We start from the raw sequence: 3,152 nt of genomic DNA, 5'->3' as shown, positions 1-3,152 counted from the left end.
GGACCAGCCGCCCCCCGGCTGGACCGGCCCCATGGACCCGCCGCCGGACCACGGGGAGGACTCCTACCGGGGCAGCGGCCGGCTGGCGGACCGCAAGGCCGTGATCACGGGCGGGGACTCGGGGATCGGCCGGGCGGTCGCCCTGGCGTTCGCCCGCGAGGGCGCCGACGTGGTCTTCACGTACCTGGACAGCGAGAAGGACGACGCCGCCGAGACCGCGCGGTGGGTGGAGGAGGCCGGCCGGCGGGCCGTGCCCGTCGCGTGCGACATCCGGGAGGAGGAGAACTGCCGGGCGCTGATCGACCGCGCGGTCTCGGAGTTCGGCCGGATCGACATCCTGGTGAACAACGCGGCGTACCAGATGTCGCAGCCCGACGGCATCGAGGCGATCTCCACCGAGCAGTTCGACCGCGTGATGCGGACCAACCTGTACGGCATGTTCTGGCTGTGCAAGCTGGCCGTGCCGCACATGCGGGAGGGCGCCAGCATCATCAACTCGGCCTCCGTGCAGGCCTACAAGCCGAGCCCGCACCTGCTGGACTACGCCACCACGAAGGGCGCCATCGTCACGTTCACCCAGGGGCTGGCGCAGATGCTGATCGAGCGGGGTGTCCGGGTCAACGCCGTGGCACCGGGGCCGGTGTGGACGCCACTGATCCCGGCGACCCTGCCGGACACCGCGGAGTTCGGCAAGCAGGCGCCCATCGGACGTCCGGCCCAGCCGGCCGAGATGGCCCCGGCGTACGTCTTCCTCGCCTCGCAGGAGGCGTCGTACATCACCGCGGAGATCGTGAACGCGACGGGCGGGACCCCGCTCCCGTAGACACGGGCGGGCGTCCGTACGGCAGACTCCTGCCCATGGACACAGACTGGTTCCTGGAAACGCTGGAGAAAGAGGGCCAGTTGCTGGCCGACGCCGCGGAGCGGGCGGGCACGGACGCCGCCGTGCCGACCTGCCCGGGGTGGCGTACGCGGGACCTGGTCCGGCACACCGGTGTGGTGCACCGGTGGGCCGCGGCCTTCGTCGCGGACGGGCACACCGCGCCGCGCCCGATGGATGAACACCCCGCGCTGGACGGCCCCGCGCTCATGGCCTGGTACCGCGACGCCCACCGCCGCCTGGTGGACACCCTGGCGGGGGCGGCGCCCGACGTGGAGTGCTTCACCTTTCTGCCCGGACCGCCCTCCGCGCTCGCGTTCTGGGCCCGCCGGCAGGCGCACGAGACGACCGTCCACCGGTTCGACGCCGAGTCGGCACGCGGCGGCACGCCGTCGCCGGTCGCCACGGACTTCGCCGTGGACGGCGTCGACGAGCTGCTGCGCGGGTTCCACGCACGGCCCAAGAGCCGGGTGCGCACCCGGACGCCCCGCGTCCTGCGGGTGCGCGCGACCGACGCGGACGCGGTGTGGACCGTACGGCTGTCCCAGGAACCGCCGGTGACCAGCCGGGGCGCGGCCGGGGACGCGGAGGGCGAACTGGCCGGACCCGCCGAGCAGTTGTATCTCGCGCTGTGGAACCGGGTGCCGGTGCCGGCGGTGTCGGGTGATCCGGAGCTCGCCGCGCTCTGGCGGGAGACGTCCGCCGTGGGCTGAGGGCCCCGCCGGTCAGCCGTCGGAGAGCATCCGGGCCAGCACCGCGCGCTGCACGGGCAGTACCTCGCCGTGCAGCGCGCGCCCCTTCGCCGTGAGCGACACCCGTACTCCCCGCCGGTCCTCCGGGCACGTCCCGCGCTCGGCGAGGCCCTCCCTCTCCAGCCGGGCGACCAGCCGGGAGAGGGCGCTCTGGCTGAGGTGGACGTGCTCGGAGATCTCCTGGACGCGGTAGGAGCAGCCGCCCGGTCCGGGGCCCTGCGCGAGGACGTCGAGGACCTCGAAGTCGCTGGCGCACAGGCCGTGTCCGTGCAGGGCGCGGTCGATCTCGCACTGGGTGCGCGCATGCAGCGCGAGCACGTCCCGCCACCGTTCCACGAGCGCCTGTTCGGCCTGTTTCGCCGCCATGGGCGCACCGTAGCAGGCATGTGCGCGCGGGTCTCCCGGGCATGGCCCTCTGTGTTCACCGTCCCCTGCCGGATTCCTTGCCCACCGGGGCGCGCGCCTGTTTCACTCCTCGAGTGACCGGGTGCGGGGGGTGAGCGTGACGGGGTACGGGGGACGGCGGAGTCCGGCCGAGCGGGACGCCATCACCGTGGAGACCGGATACGCGCTGTGCAGCGCGGCGTTCGCGGCGGTGGTCGTCCTCGGGGCCGTGGCGGGGCCGGTGCTGCTCTTCGAGCTGCCGGGCACTCTCGAGACGGTGCTGCGCCGCACCGGGGCACTGCTCGCGGCGGTGCTGTTCGCCGTCCGCACGGTGTCCGTGCTGGTCCGGTTCCGGCGGGCGGCTCAGCCCAGCCAGCCGGGCCGCACCAATCCCGACTCGTAGGCCAGCACGACCAGTTGGGCCCGGTCGCGGGCGCCCAGTTTCACCATGGCGCGGCTGACGTGGGTCTTGGCGGTGAGCGGACTGACGACCAGACGGCGGGCGATCTCCTCGTTGGACAGGCCGATGCCGACCAGCGCCATGACCTCCCGCTCCCGCTCGGTGAGCCCGGACAGGGCGCCGGCGGCGGCCGGTTCCTTGGAGCGGGCCGCGAACTCGGCGATCAGCCGGCGCGTCACCCCGGGCGACAGCAGCGCGTCACCGTCGACCACCGCCCGCACCGCGCGCAGCAGTTCCTCCGGCTCGGCGTCCTTGACCAGGAAGCCCGAGGCTCCGGAGCGGATCGCCTCGAAGACGTACTCGTCCAGCTCGAAGGTGGTGAGCATGACCACCTTCACGTCCCCCAGCCCCGCGTCCCCGGTGACCCGGCGGGTCGCGGCGAGACCGTCGAGCGCGGGCATCCGGATGTCCATGAGCACGACGTCGGGCCGCAGTGCGCGGATCAGCCGCACCGCCTCCTCGCCGTCGGACGCCTCCCCGGCCACCTCGATGTCCGGCTGCGCGTCCAGCAGCGCGCGGAATCCCGCCCGGACCAGCGACTGGTCGTCGGCGAGCAGTACGCGGATCACCGGTCCTCCTCGGCCTCGATCGGCAGTACGGCGAGTACCCGGAAGCCACCGTCCGGGCGCGGGCCCGCCTCGATGGTGCCATCCAGCGCGGCGGCCCGCTCCCGCAT

Annotated in this window: 5 protein-coding genes; 3 read left to right on the top strand and 2 right to left on the bottom strand. The window is 73.8% G+C overall.

What is annotated here, in order from left to right; genetic code table 11:
• Window positions 1–823: SDR family oxidoreductase (locus B7767_RS16320; RefSeq protein ID WP_085572829.1), on the top strand; the 823-nt coding region annotated here is incomplete at its 5' end.
• Between the two features lie 35 nt (window positions 824–858).
• Complete coding sequence (locus tag B7767_RS16315; protein WP_085572827.1) at window positions 859–1,593, top strand: maleylpyruvate isomerase family mycothiol-dependent enzyme; 735 nt, start codon at window positions 859–861, stop codon at window positions 1,591–1,593.
• A 12-nt stretch (window positions 1,594–1,605) separates the two neighbouring features.
• Here the strand turns inward: B7767_RS16315 and B7767_RS16310 are convergent, their stop codons facing one another.
• Window positions 1,606–1,998, bottom strand: a complete 393-nt coding sequence (locus B7767_RS16310) for a MarR family winged helix-turn-helix transcriptional regulator (protein ID WP_085572826.1) — start codon at window positions 1,996–1,998, stop codon at window positions 1,606–1,608.
• A gap of 136 nt (window positions 1,999–2,134) precedes the next feature.
• On the opposite strand from B7767_RS16310, the gene B7767_RS16305 reads away from it, so the two are divergent.
• Window positions 2,135–2,419 (top strand): DUF6332 family protein, encoded by a 285-nt coding sequence (locus B7767_RS16305; RefSeq protein ID WP_085572828.1) that lies wholly within the window; start codon window positions 2,135–2,137, stop codon window positions 2,417–2,419.
• Here the strand turns inward: B7767_RS16305 and B7767_RS16300 are convergent.
• Entirely contained in the window at window positions 2,380–3,045 is a 666-nt protein-coding gene (locus B7767_RS16300) for a response regulator transcription factor (RefSeq protein WP_085572825.1), read from the bottom strand. The genes B7767_RS16305 and B7767_RS16300 overlap by 40 nt on opposite strands.
• Window positions 3,046–3,152: the final 107 nt, after the last annotated feature.

This window comes from Streptomyces sp. 13-12-16, assembly GCF_002114215.1.
In the GTDB taxonomy this organism is placed as follows: Bacteria; Actinomycetota; Actinomycetes; order Streptomycetales; family Streptomycetaceae; genus Streptomyces.
Note: the sequence above shows the minus strand (reverse complement) of the source record. Positions and strands in the feature narration are given on the sequence as shown.